The 24,307-nt window shown below is 59.0% G+C and carries 20 protein-coding genes; 8 read left to right on the top strand and 12 right to left on the bottom strand.

Annotated elements, in window-relative coordinates; genetic code table 11:
- Positions 1-34 precede the first annotated feature (34 nt).
- Positions 35-499 (top strand): PTS sugar transporter subunit IIA, encoded by a 465-nt coding sequence (locus P2081_RS07570; protein WP_278922259.1) that lies wholly within the window; start codon positions 35-37, stop codon positions 497-499.
- Positions 500-521: 22 nt separating this feature from the next.
- Here the strand turns inward: P2081_RS07570 and P2081_RS07565 are convergent, their stop codons facing one another.
- From P2081_RS07565 to cysQ, 8 genes are all read right to left on the bottom strand, one after another.
- Positions 522-1,970, bottom strand: a complete 1,449-nt coding sequence (locus P2081_RS07565; RefSeq protein WP_278922258.1) for a sulfotransferase family 2 domain-containing protein — start codon at positions 1,968-1,970, stop codon at positions 522-524.
- A 3-nt stretch (positions 1,971-1,973) separates the two neighbouring features.
- Positions 1,974-3,677 carry a DUF5927 domain-containing protein gene (locus P2081_RS07560; protein WP_278922257.1) on the bottom strand — a complete coding sequence of 568 codons (1,704 nt, stop codon included), beginning with the start codon at positions 3,675-3,677 and terminating at the stop codon, positions 1,974-1,976.
- Entirely contained in the window at positions 3,674-4,660 is a 987-nt protein-coding gene (locus P2081_RS07555; protein WP_278922357.1) for a glycosyltransferase family 2 protein, read from the bottom strand. The genes P2081_RS07560 and P2081_RS07555 overlap by 4 nt, the downstream gene beginning before the upstream one ends.
- A gap of 262 nt (positions 4,661-4,922) precedes the next feature.
- Positions 4,923-5,963 carry a glycosyltransferase family 2 protein gene (locus P2081_RS07550; protein WP_278922256.1) on the bottom strand — a complete coding sequence of 347 codons (1,041 nt, stop codon included), beginning with the start codon at positions 5,961-5,963 and terminating at the stop codon, positions 4,923-4,925.
- A 4-nt stretch (positions 5,964-5,967) separates the two neighbouring features.
- The gene (gene galE, locus P2081_RS07545; protein WP_278922255.1) at positions 5,968-6,951 is read right to left on the bottom strand and encodes a UDP-glucose 4-epimerase GalE; all 984 of its coding nucleotides are present in this window, start codon (positions 6,949-6,951) and stop codon (positions 5,968-5,970) included.
- 93 nt (positions 6,952-7,044) lie between these two features.
- On the bottom strand, positions 7,045-7,938 hold the full coding sequence (galU, locus tag P2081_RS07540; RefSeq protein WP_278922254.1) for a UTP--glucose-1-phosphate uridylyltransferase GalU: 894 nt from the start codon (positions 7,936-7,938) through the stop codon (positions 7,045-7,047).
- 231 nt (positions 7,939-8,169) lie between these two features.
- Positions 8,170-8,970 (bottom strand): 3-deoxy-manno-octulosonate cytidylyltransferase, encoded by an 801-nt coding sequence (locus P2081_RS07535; RefSeq protein WP_278922253.1) that lies wholly within the window; start codon positions 8,968-8,970, stop codon positions 8,170-8,172.
- A complete protein-coding gene (cysQ, locus tag P2081_RS07530) occupies positions 8,970-9,776 on the bottom strand; it encodes a 3'(2'),5'-bisphosphate nucleotidase CysQ (RefSeq protein WP_278922252.1) in 807 nt (268 codons plus the stop codon). Before cysQ ends, P2081_RS07535 begins: the two co-directional genes overlap by 1 nt.
- Before the next feature lie 133 nt (positions 9,777-9,909).
- Between cysQ and P2081_RS07525 the strand changes: the two genes are divergently transcribed.
- A complete protein-coding gene (locus tag P2081_RS07525; protein WP_278922356.1) occupies positions 9,910-10,731 on the top strand; it encodes an ABC transporter permease in 822 nt (273 codons plus the stop codon).
- A 166-nt stretch (positions 10,732-10,897) separates the two neighbouring features.
- Here P2081_RS07525 and P2081_RS07520 read toward each other — a convergent pair whose 3' ends face one another.
- Positions 10,898-11,500, bottom strand: coding sequence for an alpha-ketoglutarate-dependent dioxygenase AlkB family protein (locus tag P2081_RS07520; protein ID WP_278922251.1), 603 nt, complete (start codon positions 11,498-11,500; stop codon positions 10,898-10,900).
- Between the two features lie 210 nt (positions 11,501-11,710).
- Here P2081_RS07520 and dnaK point away from each other — a divergent pair, with 210 nt between their 5' ends.
- The 3 genes from dnaK (at position 11,711) to radC (ending at position 15,808) form a co-directional block, all read left to right on the top strand.
- On the top strand, positions 11,711-13,630 hold the full coding sequence (gene dnaK / locus P2081_RS07515) for a molecular chaperone DnaK (protein WP_278922250.1): 1,920 nt from the start codon (positions 11,711-11,713) through the stop codon (positions 13,628-13,630).
- A gap of 77 nt (positions 13,631-13,707) precedes the next feature.
- Entirely contained in the window at positions 13,708-14,877 is a 1,170-nt protein-coding gene (dnaJ, locus tag P2081_RS07510) for a molecular chaperone DnaJ (protein WP_278922249.1), read from the top strand.
- A 148-nt stretch (positions 14,878-15,025) separates the two neighbouring features.
- Complete coding sequence (radC, locus tag P2081_RS07505) at positions 15,026-15,808, top strand: RadC family protein (protein WP_278922248.1); 783 nt, start codon at positions 15,026-15,028, stop codon at positions 15,806-15,808.
- A gap of 33 nt (positions 15,809-15,841) precedes the next feature.
- Here radC and P2081_RS07500 read toward each other — a convergent pair whose 3' ends face one another.
- From P2081_RS07500 to secA, 3 genes are all read right to left on the bottom strand, one after another.
- Positions 15,842-17,398 carry a phosphate ABC transporter substrate-binding/OmpA family protein gene (locus P2081_RS07500; RefSeq protein WP_278922247.1) on the bottom strand — a complete coding sequence of 519 codons (1,557 nt, stop codon included), beginning with the start codon at positions 17,396-17,398 and terminating at the stop codon, positions 15,842-15,844.
- A 24-nt stretch (positions 17,399-17,422) separates the two neighbouring features.
- Positions 17,423-18,397 carry a hypothetical protein gene (locus tag P2081_RS07495; protein ID WP_278922246.1) on the bottom strand — a complete coding sequence of 325 codons (975 nt, stop codon included), beginning with the start codon at positions 18,395-18,397 and terminating at the stop codon, positions 17,423-17,425.
- Between the two features lie 282 nt (positions 18,398-18,679).
- A complete protein-coding gene (gene secA, locus P2081_RS07490; protein ID WP_278922245.1) occupies positions 18,680-21,382 on the bottom strand; it encodes a preprotein translocase subunit SecA in 2,703 nt (900 codons plus the stop codon).
- 178 nt (positions 21,383-21,560) lie between these two features.
- Between secA and P2081_RS07485 the strand changes: the two genes are divergently transcribed.
- Genes P2081_RS07485 through mutT form a run of 3 tightly spaced genes read left to right on the top strand, consistent with a single transcriptional unit; the run spans position 21,561 to position 24,036 of the window.
- Positions 21,561-22,412 carry a peptidylprolyl isomerase gene (locus P2081_RS07485; RefSeq protein WP_278922244.1) on the top strand — a complete coding sequence of 284 codons (852 nt, stop codon included), beginning with the start codon at positions 21,561-21,563 and terminating at the stop codon, positions 22,410-22,412.
- Between the two features lie 2 nt (positions 22,413-22,414).
- Positions 22,415-23,641, top strand: coding sequence for a bifunctional glutamate N-acetyltransferase/amino-acid acetyltransferase ArgJ (argJ, locus tag P2081_RS07480; protein WP_278922243.1), 1,227 nt, complete (start codon positions 22,415-22,417; stop codon positions 23,639-23,641).
- Positions 23,638-24,036, top strand: a complete 399-nt coding sequence (gene mutT, locus P2081_RS07475; RefSeq protein WP_278922242.1) for an 8-oxo-dGTP diphosphatase MutT — start codon at positions 23,638-23,640, stop codon at positions 24,034-24,036. The genes argJ and mutT overlap by 4 nt, the downstream gene beginning before the upstream one ends.
- Positions 24,037-24,307: the final 271 nt, after the last annotated feature.

The following is a 24,307-nucleotide window of genomic DNA, read 5'->3' as shown; positions in this document are numbered from 1 at the left end:
CTGGGCCACAGCATCTGAACAGAGCAGGTGACCTATGCAGATTTCTAGTATTCTGAAACCCGGCGCCGTCCGGGTAATTGGGGCCGCATCCAGCAAAAAGCGCCTGTTTCAGGAAATTTCTGAAGTCGCACATATCTGTTATGGCCTTGATGCCCAGTCCACTGTTGAGGCTCTGCTTGATCGCGAGAGCCTTGGTCCTACCGGCGTGGGGCACGGCGTTGCCCTGCCCCATGCCCGCCTTGATGGTCTGAACGAGGTACGCGGCGTCTTTGTGATTCTGGAAAAACCGCTGGATTTTGACTCGGTTGATCGCCAGCCGGTGGATATCGCCTTTTCGCTTTTTGCGCCGGAAGATGCCGGGGTGGAACACCTGAAGGCGCTGGCTCTGGTGTCACGCACCCTGCGCGAACAGAGCTTTTGCACCAAACTGCGTGCCAACCACGACCCGGCGACGCTGTTCGCCATCCTGACAGAGAATCAGCCCGTCCAGGCCGCCTGAATACGCAAGAACGCGACAGGTTCTAGCCCTCGGGCCCTGCTGCCCAGGGGGCAAAGCCAAACATCATGTAATCGCGCTGATAGAGCGATGAAACCTGCTTTTCCAGCGCCGCATCCCAGATCGCAGCCAAGGGATAGGGCTGATCCGCCGCCGCCTGCTGCAGTTGTCCTGGGCTATCACAGCCCAACCGCTGCGCTAGAGCAGGCAGCGCCTCGCCCAGTTCGTCTTCGCGCAGAATCAGATCCGGTGCCCCCACCTCAGCCAGCCCCGACAGGGCCTGCGACTGGCTGGCCCAGTCCGCATCCACTCGGATCGAGGTCTGCCCGGCTAGATTGGCCTGCAAAAAGGTCAGAAACTGCGAAAAGGCCGCCCGGTGATCGGCAAGGCTATAGCTGGCATCGGGGCCGTCTTTGGGGATCGGGAGTTTGAACTGGCGCCGCAGCGTCTCGCGGATATTGCCATAGCTCTCGCCACCCTTGGCAAGTACACGGCGGCAAAAGACGGCATGCACCCGCGCAGCCGGATGGCGCAACACCGTAAAGCTGCGAAACCCCGGATGATGGCGCTTCCAATGGCGCAACTGCTTTTGATTCATCCGGCTTTGCAGCTCTTCCCCAGCCCCCTGATCCAACTGGGCCATCCAGGCGGTTACCTCGGCCTCGGGTCCGCCCCTGATCGGCAGGTAGAGCAACGGCGTCACCGCGCCAGCGACATAACTGGGGACTGCAGGCCCGCGGCGGGGTTCAAAATTGGGGCTGCGGCCCAGGTTGAAGTGATCCATTTCCGCCAGGGCTGCCGCCATCTCGGCGGGGTTCTCGACCTTGGACCTTAGCGGTGCCGGATTTTGCGGCTTCAGGCTCGCGTCCAGCGCCGCTAGCCGCCCGGACACCCCCAGCCACTGCGCAAGGCCATTCATTACCTCCAGGCTCTGCAGGTCTTCATAGGCAAGGTAAAAGGCGCTTTGGCCGCTTTTTTGCAACCTGTTCAACAGGGTAACCTGAAACGCCTGCAAATCGGCCACATGTTGGGAAAACTCGGCACTGTCAAAGCGGGCCTGCGCCTCTTTGCGGCGCTTTACATTGGTCAGTTTCCACTGCCCGGTGGCCTGCGCGATCTTCCAGGAAACATAGCTCTCCAACGGGTTTCTGGTCAGGATGATCTTGGCGCAGCGCGGATCCTCTAGCGCCAGATCCAGAATGCGCGGATCATGGTCATGGAAATAGCGAAACCCGGCAAGCCCGCCAGCCGCCGCAGATCCCTTGATACGCGCAAGCAGCCCGCCCGGATCCTGTTCGCGCATCTCCTGGGTCATCCCCAGAAGATCATCACGGTTGGGATAACCAATGAAGTGCGGGTTGAAGGCCTCACCATGGCAGGTAACACCCGAGATCGCATTGAGGTTGGTTTCCAGAAAATTGGACCCCGTCCGCATTTCGGCAAAAACAATGAAGTAGTCAAACGAATCTGTCATTGGTTACCTTTGCACCAGATAGGGTTTCCGAGGGGGTTTGGCACGATCCATCCGCCCCTGCTCGACTGGGAAATCCCCCATCAGATGGGGGTGCATGCCCTGGTTCTTCAGGTTTTGCAGAAACTGGCCAAACCCATCAAGATTTACCAATGCAGGCGGCGCGCTCAGCGGGTGCAGATGTCCCAGTTCGTCCAGAATGGCCTGCAGCGGCTCCATCGGTGCCTCGACAAACTCTGCCATGCTCCAGATGCGCACCCGCGCCGTGGTCTCGCGGTGGCGCAGGGTATGCAGATAGCTGGCCTCTATCTGTTGCAGCCGTGCAGCCTCGCGGCGCACCTCGCCAAAATCCCGTTCAGATCGAAACAGTGGCACCGCCCAGGCACCGCTGATCACCGAGATTTGCGCATTGGGATCACGGGCCAGCTCTTCTCGGATCTCTTGCCGGTCGCCGGGGCCAAACTGAAAGCACTGGTGCTCGCCTCGGGTGTTCCAGATCAGATTGGTCAAAAAACTCTGGGGGTTGTAATCGCGCAGCTTGGCGCAGTCAGTCAGCGCCCCATTGATCATGGTGCTGCCCTGGACCAGCTCTGCGCGTTCTGCCGCAAACAGATGCCCATGCACCCTGGCCCCGGAAATCTGCGCCAGCCAGGTTTCAAAATCCTCAAACAGTTCGGAAAAGCCCTGAAACACCGAATAGCGGTTCGACGTAACACTTTTGACCGACCAGTGGCTGGGAAACCGGCTTTGCATGTACAGGCCGGGGCGACTGCGCGTGCGGCGCTCTACCGCCTTGGCAAAAATGCGGTCGATCTTGCCGGGGTTGGGTTCGGTGCGCGTCAGCGCCCTGGCACCATCGGTCAAGAACGCCTGATACAACCGATCCGCCCGTGGCCAGATCTTGCGCGCGACAAAACAGTCAGAGCGCCGCAGCAGTTGCAGGTGGTCATCGTAGAACACATGCGGTTTGCCCTGAAAATCGAATTTCGACAGGGTCAGAGAGCGGCTCTCGATCCGGCTGGAATGTTTCCGCGCCAAGGTCTGAAAATAACTTTCGTCCGGGATCCAGACCTTTTGGAAGTAGCGATCATAGCGCGCGCGTTCGCGATCCTGCAGGATCGCCGTCAGGGTCTGCCGGGTCAGGCACCACCATTGGCTGCCCATATGCGGCACCAGGCCCGCCGGGATGCGCCGACGCATCCCCAGCCTGCGCTGCAGATCGACATAGCGGTCAAACAGATAGCGATGCCTTTTCCATGAAAACGGAAACCGCAGGGTAAAGCGTTCCACATCCAAACCGCCGACGATCCAGGGCACATCAGCAGTGGTGGCGCTTTCGATGAAATCGGTCTGCGGCCGCGCCTCCAGATAGGCGGCCAGCTCCTCTGCCGGGCGTAGCGGCAGGCAAGACCCCGAGGACAGGTAGACATGGCGGACCTCTGCAAAGTCCTGCAACATCAGGGTCGCGGCAGATTGCGACGCCGCGACAATGCCCCAGGTGCCCCATTCGCAGCGATGCCGTGTGCAGAACCGGACCAAGGGATCTGACGCCAAACCTTGACGAAACCTTTGAAAGACGGCCTCATCGACGTTCTTGTCCACATGCAGCACCACAGGACAACCCGCTGCCGTCCAGTGTCGCGCCACCTGTTCCGCCCGCTCCAGAGCAGTGTGCACCAGCATGACAATACCAACCGAAGCGGCGCTCATGCCCAGTTTCCCTTGGACATCAGGCCCAGGATCTCTAGCTGACGCCAGTTGATGTATTTCTCGCTCCATTTGCACCACAGCTCTGGCTGCTGTTCCAGCGCTTCGGCATAGGCCTTGTATTCGCGGGAATTGGCATAGTGCTCGCTGCGCGCCAGCTCTTCCTGAGCCTTGGCCCCCAGCGTATCAAGAAACTTGGTATGCAGCAGCGCGCCGCTGGCTTTTTCACCGCCGTCGGTTTCGTAAACCTGGTTCAAGCCGCGCGGCAACAAGGCATGTGTCGAGCTGACATAGGCATAGCGGCGATCCCATTTCACCAGCGGGATCTTGTTCAGGGCAGGCGCATTGCGCGGCGCATCGGCAAAGAACACCCGCGCGCGTGGCCCGCCCTGGATCCACAGATTGCCATACATCGGGTTCTTGCTGATGGTGTAATTGCCGCTATCAAACCAATTGGCGATCTCCAGCGGGTTTTGCCCAGCGTGATAGGGGGTCTCGCCCAGCGGCCCCTTGGGGTAGGTATCTATCAACATGGCAGAAAAACTGCGGATGGCCGAACTATCCAGCCAATCGGTCAGTGCCTGAATGGGCCGGGTATCACAGAAGGGATAGATAAACAGCTCATCCGGGTCGACCACCAGAACCCAATGCCCATGGGCGTATTTGCGTTTCAGGTAGTTCATCCAATCAACGCCATAATGCGCCCGCCGATAGCTCGCCTGGGTTTGCCACAGCGACACGTCATCCATGCCCTGCAGATAGGCCACCGTATCATCGTCAGAATCGTTGTCGACAAACAGGAAATGGTTGATCCCGAGCTTGCGGTAATAGTCTAGAAAATAGGGAAGCCGGATCTGTTCGTTGCGCATGGTGCAGACCAGCAGAACATCACTAGGCTGGATCGCGCGCGTATTGTCCTGCAGGCAGCTCAGCTCAGCCGATTTACGTAGCGCCCGCACCAGCCTGCGCTTGCGCCGAACCCGCATACGGTAAGAATCCCAAAGCCCCACAGTCCCTCCACGCCTGTTCTATGCCCCGTACCAGACGCAATGGCACATACTGCGACACATTCTGTAGCAGGGCCAAATCGGCATGGACCCAGGGTAATTCCAGGGCCGCGAAACGGCCTACCACAGGCCGCAATATGTCATGGAAAACTTCTATAAACAACGAATTTAGAAGCGGTTAGGCGGCCTCTTTACGGCTGACTATTGTCTGCCTGCCCCCATGCGCCCGGTTCGGGTGACCTTACCACTGCAACCGTGGCATCAACCCCGCCGCACAGAGCTGCGCCGGGCCACGATAGAGCTGCGCCTTTTCATGCCATAAATCCGGCGCGCCCATCAGCCTGTCATAGTAGCCATCAAAATCTTGCGGTGTGTGAAAATGCTGCTGGCGCTGCTTTTCACTTGCCGATTTACCAACAATCTCCGGCAGGAACTTGCTGTGCAGCAAAACGCCCGCAGGCTGCAGCCCGCCCGGCCCCTCGTATATCTCGTTCAGGCGCGGCGGCAGCAGGGAATGGGTTGAGTTCACATAGGCATACCGTCGATTCCAACGAACCAGTGGAATCTTGTTCAAGGTCGGAGAGCGCTCTGGGCGGTCTGCGAAAAACGCCCGTTCCCGTACCCCCCCCTGTAGCCAGAGACTGCCCATCGGGCTCTGGCGGGTGGCGCGGTAGGGGCCTGTGTCGAACCAGTTCAACACCGCGCAGGGGTCCTGCCCCGGCCTATACTGGTGGCTGTCCAGCGGCCCCTTGGGGAACAGATCCAGCATCATCGCGCCAAAGCCGCTGCGCCCCTGCGCCGCCAGATGCGCCGTCAATGCCTGCAGATCATGGCTGTCAATGCCATCATAGGTCAGCAACTCATCCGCATCGACCGTCAAACACCAATGCCCATGACCATAGCGCAGCTGCAGCCAGGCACTCCAGTCCAGGCCAAAGCGCGCCGCGCGATAGCCATCTGCAACCTGCCATAGCGAGACATCCGGTTGATCGGTCAGATAGGCAGCGCTGCCATCCGTGCTGGCATTGTCGACCACCAGAAACTGCGAGACGCCGAGGCGGCGATAATAGTCCAGAAAATAGGGCAAGCGCACCGCTTCGTTGCGCAGCACCACAAAGGCCAGAATATCCTGCGCTGCAATCTCGCTGGTGCGGTCCACCAGGGGCATCAGACGGTGCCGCGCCCGCAGGGCACGCCACAGAAGTTTTCGACGCTTCAGGCGCAGCCGATAGCGCGCAGCCCAGCCCGGCAGGGCGGATGCGGCGGCATGGGGCTGCGCCACCAGATCAGGCCTCGTAGTGGCCCGTCTGGTGCCAGGCCCAGGCGTCGGCAATCATGGTATCCAGGGTTGACCGGCGCGGTTCCCAGCCCAGATCGGTGACCGCGCGGGTCGAGCCAGACACCAATTTGGTACAGTCACCAGCCCGGCGCGGGCCGGTATTGCAAGGCACCGGGCGGCCCGTAACCGCAGCGCCACGGTCCATGACTTCGCGCACCGAAAAGCCGCTGCCGGTGCCCAGGTTGAACACCTGGCTGCCCTTGCCATCCTCTAGCCACTTCAGGCCCAGAACATGCGCGTCAACCAGATCGCAGACATGCACATAATCACGGATGCAGGTGCCATCAGGCGTGTCGTAATCGGTGCCAAAGATGGTCAGCGCGTCGCGCTTGCCGTCGATCGCATCCAGCACCAGTGGCACCAGATGGGTCTCGGGGCGGTGGAATTCACCCACCTCGGCCTCGGGGTCGGCACCGGCCACGTTGAAATAGCGGAAGATCACCGAATTCAGCCCGGCAGAGGCGCCAAAATCCTGCAGGATATCTTCGACCGCACGTTTAGAGGCACCATAGGCATTCAGCGGCAGTTGCGGCGTGTTTTCATCCAGGACCACGTTGTCGTGTTCACCATAGGTGGCGCAGGTGGAAGAAAAGACAAAGTTCAGACAGCCCGCCGCCACGGCTGCCTCGATCAGGTTAAGCGAGCCACCGGTATTATTCGCCCAGTAACGGCCCGGTTCGCTCATGGCTTCGCCAACCTGGCTAAGGGCGGCAAAATGCATCACTGCCACCGGCTTGTACTTGGCAAAGACCTCGTCCAGCCGGGCACGATTCTTCAGATCCCCCTGTTCAAAGGGACCAAATTTAACCGCATCCTTCCAACCAGTTACCAGGTTATCATAGGTGACAGGTGTATATCCCGCCGCTCTTAGCGCCTTGCAGGCATGAGATCCGATATAGCCGGCACCGCCGGTCACAAGAACAGTCGTCACGTTGATTTACGCCTTTCACAGCCCTGGTATCTATTGGTCACTGCGGGCATGCGATCAACAGATGTTTTCATCTAAAGCCTTCCGCCGTCTCGCTTATTCAGCGGCCTTGTCGATCTGGGTGACCTTGTTCAGATGCGCCATCAGATCGTCGCGCAAATCAGGACGGGACAGGGCAAAGGACACCGTCGCCTGCAGGAACCCGGCCTTGGAGCCGCAGTCAAAGCGCTCGCCCTCGAAACGGAAACCCGAAACCGGCACATCCGAGCCAATATCCTGGGCGATCGCATCGGTCAGCTGGATTTCCCCACCAGCCCCAGATTTCATCTGGCGCAGGTTACGCAGCACCGATGGCCCAAGGATATAGCGCCCGATCACCGCCAGGTTCGACGGCGCCTCAGAGGCTTTGGGCTTTTCCACCATACCCTTGACCGACACGACAGAGCCGTGATCTTCGGCAACATCCAGCACCCCGTAAGAGCTGGTCTGTTCCGGGGCCACTTCCATAGCTGCAACCATATTGCCGCCGGTTTCGTCGTAGGCTTCAACCATCTGCTGCAAGCAGGGTTTCTCGGCGGCGATGACGTCATCCGGCAGAATCACTGCAAAGGGTTCATTGGCAATCAGGCGACGGGCGCACCAAACAGCATGGCCGAGCCCCATGGCGCGGTGCTGGCGAATATAGGCGATGGCGCCGCTATCCATATAGGTGTCTTTCAACACCTCCAGCAGTTGGTCCTTGCCCTTTTTGCGCAGCTCCTGTTCCAGCACTGGAGAGTGATCAAAATAATCCTCCAGCGCGCCCTTGCCGCGCGAGGTAACAAAAATGAATTCCTTAATGCCAGCCGCGCGGGCCTCGTCGATGGCATATTGCACCAAGGGACGGTCAACCAGTGTCATGATCTCTTTGGGGACCGATTTGGTTGCCGGCAAAAAACGCGTGCCCAGACCGGCCACCGGGAAAATTGCTTTTGTTACTTTTTTACGCATGGAGTTCTCACTCTTTCACATCAATAATTTGGTCAAATATCACAGGACGTCTACCGATCAGTCCGCAATACAAGCGCTCCACATTCATTGTCTCGCCATCGGCCGCGCCCAACATTCATGCAGGGAAGGCCTGAGCCTCCCCTATCATTATTGTGAACCGAATCCATGACTGATCTCAACTACAGCGCGGCAAAACGAGACAAAACCTGCTCATTTCAGGGAATATTTACGCTAATTTTCACCCATTTTCGCCATCATCGCCTCTAGTCGCGCCACATCTTCGGGATTGTTCAGCTCCCAGAACTCTCGCCCGCGCGCGGAAACCTCAACACAGAGAATCTTGCGGCCATTTTCCAGGAAGCGCAGCTGCTCCAGCCCTTCCAGCTGTTCCAGCGGGCCAACTGGCCAGCTGGGATAATCCGCCAGGGCATCCGGCCGATAGGCATAGACCCCGACATGATGAAAGACCGGCGTCAGGTCCTCGGCGGCAAACTGTTCAGCGCAAAAAGGTACCACCTCCTTGGAGAAATACAGCCCGCTGCGATCGCGGCCAAAAACCGCAGTGGTGCCGCCAACGCGCCCCGCCGCCCGATCAGCCAGCAGGCTGTTCAGCGTTGCGCCGTCACATTGCAGCACCGGCGTTGCCAGGCCCATTTCAGGCGCAGCGCGCAGCCCCTTGACCAGGTCTTCGATAAACCAATGCGGGGTCAGCGGCGCATCGCCCTGCAGATTTACCACCACCTCATAGCCGCCGCCCAAGGCGGCATGGGCTTCGGCGCAGCGTTCGGTGCCATTGCCACAGCTTTCGGCGGTCATCACCACCTCGGCACCAAAGCCTTCGGCGGCCTGACGGATGCGGTCATCATCCGTTGCCACCACCACCCGATCGACCCCCTGCACCGCACAGGCAGCACGCCAGGACCGTTCAATCAAGCTGCGCTTTTCACCGCTCGCCCCGGTCAATGCGACCAGCGGTTTGCCGGGGTAGCGCGTCGAGGCATAGCGGGCAGGGATGACGATCAGGACGGACATCAGGCTTCTTTCAGTTCAACATCAGGGGCATAGGCAATGAAAAAGGGATTGGCATAATCCTCTTTGCCGTAGAGCAGCGGCGAATGATCGTCAAAGCGTACCACTTTGCCGCCCGCACCAGACAAGACCGCGTGGCCTGCAGCGGTATCCCATTCCATGGTGCGGCCAACGCGGGGGTAGATATCCGCCTCGCCTGTGGCCACCAGGCAGAACTTCAAGGAAGATCCCGCGCTCTTGCTGTCTTTGACGTTATACTTGCCAATGTAGTCCTCTGTCGCCTGATCGCGGTGCGATTTCGACGCCACCACCATCAGCGCGGTATTGTCGCTTTGTGCAACGCTCAGGACGCGGGTCTCGCCGATCACCTGCGGATCAAAGACGCCGGCTGCGCTGGTTTCTTCCACGGTAGAGCCATCCGCCAGGGTAAAGAACATCCGCTGTTTCGCAGGCGCATAGACAACACCACGGGTGGGTACACCTTTTTCAACCAAGGCAATATTCACAGTGAAATCACCACGGCGGTGGATGAATTCTTTGGTGCCATCCAGCGGATCCACGATCAGGAAGGTATCGCCACGCGTCTTGTGCGATTCGGATTGCTCCTCGGTCACCAGCATTATGTCAGGGAAGGCACTGCGCAGACCGGCCGAGATCAGGGCATCGGCTGCCTCGTCCGCAGCGGTCACCGGGCTGTCGTCAGACTTTACCTTTACGTCAAAATCGTCGGAATTGTAGATTTCCATGATCTTGTCGCCAGCTTCGATTGCCAGGCGACGGATCACCGGAATTAGTGCTTCATAGGTCATGCACAGCCCCCACGTTGAACGGGTTAATTGAAAATTTTTCTCTGCCCCCTTATGCTGATTACAGGATGGATCAGCAAGAAGTCCGTTCAGTTATCAGCAGGCTCGTGTGGCCACAGCACAGATCGCAGGCAAAATGTTTCAGGTTCGCCCCGAAGAGACGAGGTTTTACAGCGCCATTTCGCTGCTGGAAGTAGTATTCCACTCTATCGTGCGCAGCGTCCGTTCCAAGCATAACAATGCGCTGATCGCCCTGGCGATGAACATCATGCAGGCGGTGATCTTTGTTGCCCTGTTCTACGTGATGTTTGCAGTGATCGGGCTGCGTGGCTCGGCGATCCGGGGGGATTTCCTGCTCTACGTGATGTCGGGCATCTTTCTGTTTCTGACCCATACGAAAACCGTTGGGGCCGTGGCCGGTGCCGAAGGCCCTGCCAGCCCGATGATGCAGCATGCGCCGATGAATACCATGGTGGCGATTCTCTCGGCGGCGATTGGCTCGCTTTATATTCAGACGGTTTCGCTGTTCCTCATCCTCTTTGTCTATCATGTGGCCTTTACCCCACTAGAAATTGAACAGCCTATCCAGGCTTACGGCATGGTGCTGCTGGCCTGGTTCACCGGTGCGGCGGTCGGGCTGGTGTTTCTGGTACTCAAACCCTGGTCCCCCGGAACGGTTGGCATTTTGACAACTGTCTACCAGCGGGCAAATATGATTGCCTCGGGCAAGATGTTTTTGGCCAATACCCTGCCCAGCTCTATGCTGGCGATGTTTGATTGGAACCCGCTGTTTCACTGCATCGATCAGGCAAGGGGCTATACTTTTATCAACTACAACCCGCATTTCAGCAGCTGGCAATATGCCGCCTGGGTGGCGCTGGCGCTGGTCATGATTGGCTTGATGGGTGAATTCTATACCCGCCGCCATGCCTCTATCAGCTGGAACGCACGGCGCTGAAACGTATCGCCTTTATGTGCAGTCACGCGACTGGCTCTCCTGCTTTGATTTTGCATGTTCAAAGCGTTCGTCCATAAACCTGAAACACAGGTTTGTGGCAGCACGCCCTTTCCATTGAGAGGTCATGCCACGCGCCCCCGGTCCCGCTGCGGGGCTTGGCGGGGGCTCAGGTCACCACCCGCAGCGTCAGATTGATCCGCCCGCCCTTGGGCAGCAACCGGGAAGAGCCAAAGCGGATCCTGTCCACCCCATGATAATTCAGCCGCGCCGCGCCGCCCATCACCACCACATCGCCTGAATTCAACCAGAGCCGATCCGTCGCCCCACCTCGGCGGGTGTCGCCCATGCGAAACAGCCCGTCATCGCCCAGGCTGATCGACACCACGGGATAGGAAAAATCCGCCTCGTCCTTGTCCTGATGCAGCCCCATCCTGGCATCCTTGCCATAGTAATTCAGCAAACAGGACTCTGGCTGCCGCTCCAATCCGGTGAGATCCTGCCAGATATCCAGCACCGGCTGCGGGATATCTGGCCAGGCCTGACCCTTGGGGTGGCAATCGGCATAGCGGTATCCAGCCGCGTCGGCATACCAGCCAAAATCGCCAGCCGAGGTCATCCGCACCGACATCTTGCCGCCACCTGGCACCGCAGGCGAAAACAACGGTGCCGCCCGCAGAATCGGTCGCAACACATCGATCAGGGTGCGCTGCGCCGCAGGACCCAGATACCCTTTGTGAATTTCAAACCCACGCAATCGCAGCATGCTCATGGTGATTAGCCCGTTCTTAACCCTCTCCCGTGCAAAAAAGCGCACTGAATCGCAATTCTCGATGCGTTCAGGCGGTTGCAGGGGCAATTTCTGCTCCCTATATACGCCGTGACGCAGTGAGGTGCAGACCCCACTGCAACAAAATCGGGGCCTGGATGCCACAACGGGTTCAGGCCGCGGGTAATCGCCTTAGTAAGTAAAGGGATCAAAATGAGCAAAGTTATCGGGATCGACCTCGGAACCACCAACTCTTGTATCGCCATCATGGATGGGTCGCAGCCGCGCGTTATCGAAAACGCCGAAGGCGCACGCACCACACCATCGATTGTTGCCTTCACCGACGACGAGCGTCTGGTCGGCCAGGCTGCCAAGCGTCAAGCTGTAACTAACCCTGAAAACACCGTCTTTGGTGTCAAGCGTCTGATCGGTCGTCGCTTCAACGACGAAGACCTGGCCAAAGACAAAAAGAACCTGCCCTTTGCCCTGGTGAACGGTGGCAATGGCGATGCATGGGTTGAATCCAAGGGTGAGAAATACTCCCCTTCGCAGATTTCTGCCTTCATCCTCGGTAAGATGAAAGAAACCGCCGAGTCCTATCTCGGCGAAGAGGTGACACAGGCCGTGATCACCGTTCCTGCCTATTTCAATGACGCCCAGCGTCAGGCCACCAAAGATGCCGGCAAGATTGCTGGCCTCGAAGTGCTGCGCATCATCAACGAGCCAACAGCCGCTGCGCTGGCCTATGGGCTCGACAAGGAAGAAACCCAGACGATCGCGGTTTATGACCTTGGTGGTGGTACCTTCGACGTGACCATCCTGGAAATCGACGATGGCTTGTTCGAAGTGAAATCCACCAACGGCGACACCTTCCTTGGCGGTGAAGATTTTGACATGCGCATCGTCAACTACCTGGCGGGCGAATTCAAAAAAGAACACGGCGTTGACCTTACCAAAGACAAGATGGCACTGCAGCGTCTGAAAGAAGCCGCTGAGAAAGCCAAGATCGAGCTGTCCTCTTCCAGCCAGACCGAAATCAACCAGCCCTTCATCTCGATGGATCCTTCCTCGGGCCAGCCGCTGCACCTGGTCATCAAACTGACCCGTGCCAAGCTGGAAAGCCTAGTAAACGACCTGATCAAGGCCTCGATGAAGCCCTGCGCCGCCGCTCTGAAAGACGCCGGCCTGTCCGCCTCTGACATCGACGAAGTCGTTCTGGTCGGCGGTATGACCCGGATGCCAAAAGTCTTTGAAGAGGTAACCAAATTCTTCGGCAAGGAGCCACACAAAGGTGTGAACCCTGACGAAGTGGTTGCCATGGGTGCTGCCATTCAGGCCGGTGTTCTGCAAGGTGACGTCAAAGACGTTGTTCTGCTCGACGTGACCCCGCTGTCCCTGGGCATCGAAACTCTGGGCGGTGTCTTCACCCGCCTGATCGACCGCAACACCACCATCCCGACCAAAAAGTCTCAGGTCTTCTCGACCGCCGAAGACAACCAGTCGGCTGTGACCATCCGGGTTTTCCAGGGTGAGCGCGAAATGGCGGCTGACAACAAGATGCTGGGCCAGTTCAACCTGGAAGAAATCCCACCAGCGCCTCGCGGCCTGCCACAGATCGAAGTGACCTTTGACATCGACGCCAACGGCATTGTGTCGGTTTCGGCCAAGGACAAAGGCACCGGCAAAGAGCAGGTCATCACCATCCAGGCTTCCGGTGGTCTGTCCGACGCTGACATCGACCAGATGGTCAAAGACGCCGAAGACAATGCCGAGGCCGATAAGGAACGTCGCGAGCTGATCGAAGCCCGCAACCAGGCCGAAAGCCTGATCCATTCGACCGAAAAGCACGTCGAAGAGCATGGCGAAAAAGTGGATCCTTCCACTGTCGAAGCCATCGAGCTGGCCCTGGCTGCTCTGCGCGACGATCTGGAAGGCGAAAATGTCAACGCCGAAAAGATCAAGGCAGGCATCCAGAACGTCACCGAGGCCTCCATGCGTCTGGGCGAAGCCATCTACAAGGCTGCTCAGGAAGAGAGCGGTGAAGAGCCATCTGCTGCCGACAGCAATGAAGGCCCCGGCGATGATGACATCGTTGATGCCGAATTCGAAGATCTGGACGGCGACAAGCGCTAAGGTCTGAACACTTGGCCGCAACGGGCCGGTCCGAGCACGGGCCGGCTCGTTGTCGTTGAGGCAGCAGGGGTAAACCGATGTCGAAACGCGATTACTACGAGATTCTCGGCGTAGCCAAAGGCGCCAGCGCTGATGAAATCAAGAAGGGCTTTCGCAAGAAGGCCAAAGAACTGCATCCGGACAGCAACAGCGATAACCCGGATGCGGAAGCACAGTTCAAAGAGGCCAACGAGGCCTATGACGTCCTGAAAAACGCTGAGAAAAAGGCCGCCTATGATCGCTTTGGTCACGCTGCCTTTGAAAACGGCATGGGCGGTGGCGGCGGCGGCCGTGGTCCCGGCGGCCCAGGTGGCGGCAATGGCGACTTCTCCTCTGCCTTCTCTGATGTCTTTGACGACCTGTTTGGCGATTTCATGGGGGGCCGTGGTGGTGCTCCGGGCGGCGGGCGTCAACGCGCCTCTCGCGGGGCTGATCTGCGCTACAACCTGCGGGTCTCTCTGGAGGAGGCCTATTCCGGGCTGCACAAGACCATCAAGGTGCCCACCTCAGTGGCCTGTACCGCCTGCGACGGATCCGGCGCCGAAGGCGGGGTCGAGCCAACCACCTGTCCGACCTGCTCGGGCATGGGTAAAGTACGCGCCCAGCAGGGGTTTTTCACGGTAGAACGCAGCTGCCCGACCTGCTCGGGGCTGGGCCAGATCATCAAGAACCCCTGTAAATCCTGCCATGGCCATGGCCGCACCGAAAAGGATCGCTCCCTCTCGGTGAACATCCCGGCCGGCGTGGAAACCGGCACCCGCATTCGCCTTGCTGGCGAAGGCGAAGCTGGCCTGCGCGGTGGGCCTCCGGGCGATCTCTACATCTTTGTCGAGGTAGCGCCACACGGTCTGTTTGAACGTGACGGCAACAATCTGTATTGCCGGGTACCCGTCTCGATGGCCAAAGCGGCCCTGGGCGGCGCCATAGAGGTGCCCACCATCGACGGTGGCCGTGGACGGGTCCAGATACCCGAAGGCAGCCAGTCCGGCCGCCAGATGCGCCTGCGCAGCAAGGGCATGCCCGCCCTGCGTGGCGGCGGTGTTGGCGATATGTTCATCGAACTGGCGGTGGAAACCCCGGTGAATCTGACCGCCCGGCAAAAGGACATTCTGCGCGAATTCGAGGATCTGTCGGAAGACACCACCAACCCCGAATCCCGCAGCTTCTTTTCCTCGGTCAAGGGCTTTTGGGACGGCATGAAGGGGTAAGCGGCCATCCCGGAAACGCCTTCGTCTGGCGTTTCGGCGCTCAATCAAAATGCTACCATCAAAAGCGCCCCTCCGGGGGCGTTTTTCTTTTGCCTCTCTCTCTGTCCGCCTAAGCTGAAAGCCTCTGCATCCGCAAAGGAAAGGAATCATGGCACAGGGTAAGACACGCAATGCAGCCACCCTGCCCCTGTTTCCAGATGCCCCCCTGACCGGGGACCGCCCGGCCAAAGCCGGTGCGGCTCTCTCCACCGGTCGCCTGCCCTCCTACATCAAAGATCACCGCAGTCGGCTGCGGGACCGGTTTCGCGACGGGGGCGCCGCTGCCATGCCCGATTACGAACTGTTGGAACTGGTGCTGTTTCGATCGCTACCGCGGCAGGACGTCAAACCGCTAGCGCATCAGCTGCTGAAACAGTTTGGCGATTTCAGCCGGGTTGTAAGCGCCCGCCCGGAACGGTTGGCCCAGGTTAAAGGTGTCGGCGAAGCCTTGATCACCGATCTCAAGGTGCTGGAGGCCGCCGCCCAACGCATGGCCCGCGCCAAGGTAATGCGGCGGCAGGTAATTTCCAGCTGGGACGCCCTGCTGGACTATTGCCACACGGCAATGGCCCATCGCAGTACCGAGCATTTTCGGGTGCTGTTTCTGGACCGCAAGAACTGCCTGATCGCGGATGAGGAACAGGCGCGTGGCACCGTCGATCACGTACCCGTCTACCCGCGCGAAGTGGCCAAACGGGCTCTTGATCTCAATGCCAGTGCGGTGATTCTGGTGCATAATCACCCATCGGGCGATCCTTCGCCCTCGGCCAGTGACATTGACATGACCGAACGGGTCAATCAGGCGCTCTCTCCCTTGGGGATTGTCCTGCATGACCACCTTATCATCGGCAGCGCCGCAGAGCTCAGCTTTCGCAGCGAAGGCCTGCTATAGTGCCACCGCACGGCAAGGCCGCGCCAAATGACGCTAGCGCACCCAGACTTCGACCCTGCGGTTGACCTGTCGGCCCCAGTCGCTGTCATCGCAGGCCATGGGAAGGGCCTCGCCAAAGCCATCGACCTCTAGATCTACACGTTCGACCCCGATGGTCTCTGCCGCTTCCAGCACCGCCCGCTGCACCCCTTTTGCCCGTTTGATGGCAATGGCACGGTTGCCAGAGGCTGGGCCTTCGCCATCGGAAAAACCAACGAATTTCAATGTTTTTCCATCATATAACCCGGTTTCCAACGCCCGGGCCAATTGCGCGATATTGCTGCGTGACTGGGCGTCTGGCCGGGCCGATCCGGTTTCGAACCGAAACGAGATACTCAGCCGCTGAAACCCGGAAAGCACCTGTACCAGCCGCTGCAGCTCTGCCAGATCCACCTCTGGGCCAGCGGCAAGGATGGCATTGCTCAGCCGGTCGCCCTGGGCATTCAGTGAAATCATCTCGGGGGCCTGATCGACAAACCCGGCGCGGCGAATAACGATCTGTGCCCCCGGACCGCGCACATAGCCCAGGAAATCGCGCGCAACCTTGGGCAGGCGGCGCTGAGGCAGATACAAAAACATCGGCGCGGTCAGCGGGTAGTCTTCGGTCTTGATCCCGCGGCGATTAGCCCGCAGGGAAAAGCCACAAGGCCCCGTCAGCGTCAACATGCGCGCGGTGCCTGTGTCAGAAAAGCTTGCCATTCCAATCGCAAAAGGATCTGTGGCAACCCGCCGTACCAAGTTCTTTTCCCGTTCGTGATAGCGCAGCCCCCCTGCCAGCTGCCGATCTGAGGCGGCCAGCACCCGATCTTGAAAGGCCTGGGTCATCCCCGACCCCGCCACTGGCAAATGCAGCGAAATCGGTGCATCCGGTCCGCCCAGGACCTGCCAGTTGTCGATCTCGCCAGAAAACACCGCCGCCAGTTGCGGTAGGGAAATCCGCGTCACCGGGTTTTCCCGCGATACCACCGGCACCATGGCATCCAGCGCAACGATCCTGCTGCGGCTGGCCGTGGTCATGTCACCAAGCCCCACCGCACGGGCCTGGGTCTGCTCTCCCGGTCGCATCTCGCGTAGGGCCATGACGATATCAGCCTCCTGCGCGATCAGATCACGAAAGCCATCATCCGTTGTGCCAACCAGAAAGGAAAACCGCGCTGCCGGGGCCCCGTCCGGGCGCAGCAGAGTATAGTCGAAATCACCGCCGGACAGTGTCTCGCGGCGGGTTTGATAGCCATTGCGCAGTGCAAAGCCTTCGATCAATGCCGGCAGCAGAACCTCTGCCATGTTTGCAGACCCCGACAGGGTCACTTCGGCGACAAAATCAGACAGGCTGGGGCAGCCCGGCCCGTCACAACTGACACCAGATCCATCCAGGGTCAGCTCTCCGAACTTTGTCTCAACCCGGTAGAATTCACCGTCGAATCCCAACAGGTTACCGGTGATTTCAACCACACCGTCCGGCGACGACAGGGTAACATCCTGCGCCTGCGCGAATTTCGGAGAGACAAAGAGGAGCAGTGCGGCGCAAACCGCCGCACGAAAATCGAGCATGTGAAATCCTGAAGTAGCCGAAAATTACCTAGAGGCGATTTTCAGGTTTTCTACCAGATTATTCAACACCAGAAAGTCACCCGTGGCACTGCAATCTGGCACGGTGAGGGTTAAATCGCGGCTTTGCACCCGTCCGTCCGATATACGCAGGCTTTGCGCGGCGATTTCACGGCCACAGTTGATCTCGGTAATTTCGGTCTCGATGCTGATTTCGATATCGCCTGCCGCCTTGGCCCCTGCATGATCCGCATCGCGGCTAAAGCTGTAGATCTCGGCCAGGTGCGGCACCAATTGCGCCGGATCCCCTAGTTGCAGCAACAGCCCGGCCCCCTGCGCCGGATCCGCACCATGCCAGACATGGCCCGCTTCGCCATATTGGGCGCCAAATTCACGTGCATGGATTTCAAAGCCGCTGTTGCCGCGCCATTGCAGCACAACCCGATCAACGCTGGCCATATCGGGTACTGTCACCTGGACAACCCTACCCGCCGAGGCCAGCGCGACAGCCGGAGCAGACGATGACGATGACGATGACGATGACGATGACGAGGGCACCACGATAAAGGTTGCAGTACTGGCAAGCGCAGGGACCACCAGATCCAATGCGCCGTCTTCATCCAGCGTTTCTGTAACCATCATGCCCTGGTGGTGCAGGGTAATACGTTCCCCCGGACGACAGGGAGCAGAAACCTGTAGCTGCACCAAAGCGCCGGGCAGCGTCTTGCCCTTAGCCTGAAGCGCACAACCGGCAACCGGAACCGCCGGGACAGCCTGGACAGCCCCCTCTGGGGCAGAGATCTGCGGCTTGGCCGAGGTGAGTGTAATTTTTTCAATCGCAACGGGTTGAGCCAAAGCCGGATCCTGCGGCAGCTGCGGTTGCGCGGCCTCTGCCTGTCGCATCTGCGGCTGGTGATCCGCAGAAGGCTGCATCATGAAACCGATTCCCAAAGCACAGGCGGCAGTCGCGGCGCTTATCAGAATGACACGTTTATTCAGCATCTTACCCTCCAGAACCAAGCATCAACATTTACATTTGGCGCCTTGATTTAAGGCTGTAAAAGAGGCCGGTTTATGGCCACCACCTGAAGAGATTCAGGCATTCGCCCGTCATTTCCGCCTGCAAAACCCCCGTCACAAGGGGTGGGGCAAGCGGTGACGACATTGAAAATATGATTGGCCAAAAAGAATTAACCCCAGCCAAGGGCCGGGGTCATTCACGCGGATTTTATGGCTGCCCTGACCGCAGCTGCGGTCAGGGCAGGATCATTGCTGGCTGGGGGCTTAGGTGATGCGCCCGTGGCAGTGTTTGAACTTTTTACCAGACCCGCAGGGGCATTTGTCATTGCGCGAAGGGTTGCCCCAGGTCTGTGGATCATCTTCGACAAAACCGGGTGCCGCATCCTCGGGGGTGCCTGCCGGGGCAGGCGCGCCCCCCAGGGCCATCTGCTGCATGGCCGCCTGACGCGCCGCCATTTCCGCCAGCATTTTTTTCTGCTCTTCCTCGGTCATCGGCCGCACACGGCTGAGCTGCTGGGTCACATCCTGACGCAGCGAGTCGAGCATGGTTTCAAACAGCTGAAAGCTTTCGTTTTTGTATTCGTTCAGCGGATCGCGCTGCGCATAGCCACGGAACCCCACAACAGAGCGCAGATGCTCCAGTGTCAGCAAATGTTCACGCCATTTGGCGTCGATGGTCTGCAACAGCACCTGCTTTTCGATGTTGCGCATGCTTTCCGGGCCGAAGGCTTCGGCTTTTTCCGCCATCATCTGATTGGCGGCATCATTCAGGCGCTCAGCCATCTGTTCATCATCGACGCCTTCTTCGGCGGCCCAGTCGGCAACCGGGGCATCCATGCTCAGCTTTTCCAGAACAGCCGCGTGCAGCCCATCGACATCCCACTGTTCGGCATAGGTTTTTGGCGGCATATAGGTGTCGATAATCTCTTCGATCACCTCTTCACGCATATCGCCAACAATCTCTGACAGATCCTCGGCGGCCATAATTTCACGACGCTGACCAAAGATCACCTTCCGCTGATCGTTCATCACATCGTCAAACTTCAGCACGTTTTTACGCATGTCAAAGTTACGGCCTTCGACCTTGGCCTGGGCGCGTTCCAGCGATTTGTTCACCCAGGGGTGAATGATCGCCTCGCCTTCCTTCATGCCAAGGCTGGACAGCACTTTATCCAGACGTTCCGAGCCAAAGATCCGCATCAGATCGTCTTCCAGGCTCAGATAGAAACAGGTGCGCCCCGGATCGCCCTGACGGCCAGAACGGCCGCGCAGCTGGTTATCGATGCGGCGACTTTCGTGGCGCTCAGAGGCCATCACACAGAGACCGCCGGCCTCAAGGACCTTTTTCTTTTCTTCCGCGTGTCTGGCTTCTTCATCGGCGCGCAGGGCGACAGGATCGGCATCCGGGTTGGCCTCTAGCGCGGCCATCACCATCATATCGACGTTGCCGCCAAGCTGAATATCGGTGCCGCGCCCCGCCATATTCGTGGCGATTGTCACCGCGCCAAGCCGACCGGCATCCGCCACAATCTGCGCTTCCTGCTCGTGATGGCGGGCATTCAGCACATTGTGTTTGATGCCTTCACGCTCCAGCATCTGGCTCAGCAGTTCTGATTTTTCAATCGAGGTGGTGCCCAGCAGAACCGGCTGCCCCTTGGCATGGGCTGTTTTGGTTTCATCCACCATAGCCTGAAATTTTTCAACCGCGGTGCGGTAGACGCGGTCGTCTTCGTCGACACGGGCAATAGGTTTGTTGGTGGGTACTTCGACCACGCCCAGACCGTAGATTTCGGTAAATTCTTCGGCTTCGGTCAGGGCGGTGCCGGTCATGCCGGACAGCTTGTCATAAAGGCGGAAATAGTTCTGGAAGGTAACCGAGGCCAGCGTGGTGTTTTCCGGCTGGATGGTGACCTCTTCCTTGGCTTCGATCGCCTGGTGCAGCCCCTCAGAGAGGCGGCGCCCCGCCATCATCCGGCCAGTAAATTCATCAATCAAGACCACTTCGCCATCGCGCACAATGTAGTCCTTGTCGCGCTGGAACAGCTTGTGCGCCCGCAAGGCGGAGTTGACGTGATGCACCACTGTGGTGCTCTCGGGATCATAGAGCGACGCTTCCTCATCCAGAAGCCCATGCTCTCGCAGGGTTTTCTCGAGAAAATCGTTACCCTCTTCGGTGAAGGTCACACCGCGGGTCTTTTCATCAATCTCAAAATGCTCTTCCGACAGGAAGGGGATCATCTTGTCGATGGAAATATACAGTTCCGAACGATCCTCGGCCGGGCCAGAGATAATCAGCGGCGTGCGGGCCTCGTCGATCAGGATCGAGTCGACCTCATCCACGATGGCAAAATTGTGCTGTAGCTGGAACACCTGGTCCAGGCTGGGCTTCATGTTGTCGCGCAGGTAGTCAAAGCCAAGTTCGTTATTGGTGGCATAGGTGACGTCGCATTTGTAAGCGGCCATCTTTTCATCTTCGGGCTGGCCCGACCAGATCACGCCGGTTGTCATGCCAAGGGCGTCAAAGACCTTGCTCATCCATTCCGAGTCACGCTTGGCCAGGTATTCGTTCACCGTCACCACATGGACACCGCGCCCAGTCAGCGCGTTCAGATAGGCCGGGAAGGTCGCCACAAGGGTTTTGCCCTCGCCGGTTTTCATCTCGGAAATGTTACCCTGGTGCAGAAAGATGCCGCCCATCAGCTGGGTGTCAAAGGCCCGCAACCCCAGCGCCCTGCGCGCGGCTTCGCGGACATTGGCAAAGGCCTCTGGCAGCAGGGCGTCCAGGTTTTCGCCGTCCAACGCCCGCTTGCGCAGTTCTTCGGTCTTCGTTTTCAGCCCCTCATCGCTAAGCTTTTCGAACGTCTCTTCCAGCGCATTGATCTTTGCAACCAGCGGCCGTGTCGCCTTGATTTTGCGGTCATTCGGTGTTCCGAAAACCTTTTTGGCGAGTGTTCCGATACCCAGCATGTGTTCTCCAACGATCCTCTTATTGGCCTCTGTATCAGGCAGGCTTGCCCGTCGCGGTCTCAACCCATAAACAACGGGGGAAACGACGGTCCTGCCCTAGGCCTCTTTGGGATGTAAGGGGCAGGAAAATAAGTGTCAACGCCGCGCCCCGTTGCGGCCCGGGAATAGGAAGAATTCAATGCGTAAAGGCCTCACTTTTCTGCGTGGTACAGCACTGGGCATATTTTTGGCCCTGCCCCTGCCTGCATTGGCTGCGCCACATGCCAATACCGTGATCGCAACCGTTAATGGCGAAGCCATCACCCTGGGTCACATGATCATGGCCCGCGACAGCCTGCCCGAGCAGTACAAACAGCTGCCCGATGATGTGCTGTACAACGCGATCCTTGATCAGCTGGTGCAACAGACCGCGCTGAAACAGGAACTGCACGGCGGCGTGCCCCAGTACGTAAAACTGGCCGTCGACAACGAAGAGCGCGCCCTGCTGGCCGCCAATGTCATCGACAAGGTAATGGAAGCCGCCAGCCAGGAGGACGACCTGCGCCAAGCCTATGAGGATAAATATTCCGATGGCGATGGCGGCGATGAATTCAACGCAGCGCATATTCTGGTCGAAACCCAGGAGGACGCGCTGGAAATCAAGACAGAGCTGGACAGCGGCGCTGACTTTTCCACCATGGCCAAGGAACGCTCTACCGGACCATCCGGGCCAAATGGCGGCGATCTGGGCTGGTTCACCCGCGGTCGCATGGTCCCTGAATTCGAAGAAGCCGTGCTGGACCTGCGGGCCGGCCAGATCTCTGCCCCGGTTGAAACCCAGTTCGGCTGGCACCTGATCCTGCTGAAAGAGCGCCGCAAGACCGCCGCCCCCGCCTTTGAAGAGGTCCGCGAAGTGCTGAGCCAGGAACTGAAAGATGCGGCCGTCGAGGCCCGCGTCAGCGACCTGACCGCCGCCGCCGTGATTGAACGCCCGGAGATTGAAGATTTCGACCCGGAAATCCTGCGCGACCTTAGCCTAGTGAGGAACTGATCATGGGCAACAGCCTGCCCCGCTCTCCGCTTGCCCCAGCGGCCTTTCCGGATTTGCCGGTGATCAAGGGCCTGCGCCTCTGCGCTGGCTCCGCTGGTGTCAAATATAAGGATCGCAACGATGTCATGCTGGCCGTGATGGATCCAGGCACCACCGTCGCCGGCACCTTCACCCGGTCCAAAACCCGATCAGCACCAGTGCGCGACTGCCAGGCCAAATTGGGCGGCGACAGCAGTACCGGCGCTGCCATTCTGGTGAACTCTGGTAATTCCAACGCCTTTACCGGCCATTATGGCCAAACCTCGGTGGCGGAAATCACCGCTGCGGTGGCGCAGATTACCGGGCTGCCGTCTGCACGCGTCTTTACCGCCTCGACCGGGGTGATTGGCGAACCGCTGCCGCATGACCGCATCATTGCCCAGATTGCGGCGTTGAACGATGGGCTGCAGGATACCGCGCTTGAGGCCGCCGCCGAGGCGATCATGACCACCGATACCTTTGCCAAGGGCGCGTCGGCCAAGGTTACCGTTGAGGGCAAGACCGTCTCTATCGCCGGTATCGCCAAGGGGTCGGGCATGATCGCACCCGATATGGCCACCATGCTGGTCTATATCTTTACCGACGCCAAAATCCCGCAGGAGCCACTGCAGGCAGAGCTGAGCCGCCTCTGCGACCGCAGCTTCAACTGCATCACCGTGGACAGCGATACCTCTACCTCGGACAGTCTGATGCTCTGTGCCACCGGGGCCTCTGGCGTTGATGTCACCAATCAGCCTGAGTTTTCCCAGGCACTAGAAGCTGTTATGCTCGATTTGGCGCATCAGGTCGTGCGCGATGGTGAAGGTGCCACCAAATTTGTCGAAATCCAGGTCACCGGCGCCGTTTCAGATGCAGAGGCCAAGACACATGGGCTAGCCATTGCCAATTCACCGCTGGTGAAAACCGCCATCGCCGGGGAAGACCCCAACTGGGGACGTGTTGTCATGGCCATTGGCAAATCTGGTGCGGCAGCGGACCGCGACCTGCTCTCCATCTCTTTTGGCGATGTTCTGGTGGCGGAAAAGGGCTGGGTCAGCCCCAGCTACCGCGAAGAGGACGGGGCCGCACAGATGCGCCGTGACGAGATCACCATCAAGGTGGATCTTGGCCTTGGCGAGGGGCACTGCACCGTCTGGACCTGCGACCTGACCCACCAATATATCACCATCAATGCGGACTATCGCTCATGAAGGTGGTTCTGGTCTCGGCGGTTGCCTTGATTGATGTCGAGGGGCGGGTGCTGCTGGCACAGCGGCCAGAGGGCAAATCCATGGCCGGACTTTGGGAGTTTCCCGGTGGCAAGATCGAGCCAGGCGAAACCCCAGAGGCCGCCCTGGTTCGTGAGCTGCAAGAGGAGCTGGGAATCGATACCTGGTCATCCTGCCTCGCACCGCTGACCTTTGCCAGCCATAGCTACGATAGCTTCCACCTGTTGATGCCGCTGTTTGCCTGTCGCAAATGGAACGGTATTCCCCAGGCCCGCGAAGGGCAGACGCTGAAATGGGTGCGCCCGCAAGAGTTGCGAAACTATCCAATGCCGACGGCCGATATTCCGTTGATCCCCATTCTGCGGGACTGGCTCTGAACGAGGGGTTGCAGCCAACGGGCTGCGGCCCGCCCCTGCCCCTTTGCACTGTGCTGGCAACTCGTCCCGTGGGGTTGCCTTTTGCTCCGGCAGACAACCGGCGCCAACCATCGACCCTCCGTAAAAATACTCGGATTGGCAAAATAACCCGCCGCGCGAATCGCTGGAAACCTTTTGTTAACCAATTTGGCAAAATATGGGCGCAGTCTTAACAAGCCCACCCAGAGCCAACGGCTTTCCTGGGCAGATCCTAAGCCGATAGCTACCCCTC

Source organism: Pseudophaeobacter profundi, from assembly GCF_029697505.1.
In the GTDB taxonomy this organism is placed as follows: domain Bacteria; phylum Pseudomonadota; class Alphaproteobacteria; order Rhodobacterales; family Rhodobacteraceae; genus Pseudophaeobacter; species Pseudophaeobacter profundi.
Note: the sequence above shows the minus strand (reverse complement) of the source record. Positions and strands in the feature narration are given on the sequence as shown.